1 pseudogene is annotated in these 287 nt (G+C 53.7%); it reads right to left on the bottom strand.

Features of this window, described 5'->3' with window-relative positions:
- Positions 1-22: 22 nt before the first annotated feature.
- Positions 23-287: pseudogene (locus tag XcuCFBP2542_RS19905) on the bottom strand (hypothetical protein); the annotation flags it as partial.

The following is a 287-nucleotide window of genomic DNA, read 5'->3' as shown; positions in this document are numbered from 1 at the left end:
GAGGAGTTCCTGAGGCTCAAGATCATCGCCAGCTTCCTGCCCGCGCTACCCGAAAATGCTCGATTGCACCCACAGTGATCCGCGAAGACCCCACTTTAATATCATCGTCCTGCATTGCCAACTCGAACATCGCGATTCGCCCATTCTGCATAAACTGCGCAGAAACCGCTCTACATCTTAGATTCGGAAATTTCTCTACCTGATTAGCCCCATCCCTCAGCCAAGAAAGTTGCTTGCCATGCGCAAAACTCGCTCTGGGCAAGGCTTGCAGCGCATCAGCGCCGTCG

Origin of the sequence: Xanthomonas cucurbitae, from assembly GCF_002939885.1 — a bacterium.
Classification (GTDB): Bacteria; Pseudomonadota; Gammaproteobacteria; order Xanthomonadales; family Xanthomonadaceae; genus Xanthomonas; species Xanthomonas cucurbitae.
Note: the sequence above shows the minus strand (reverse complement) of the source record. Positions and strands in the feature narration are given on the sequence as shown.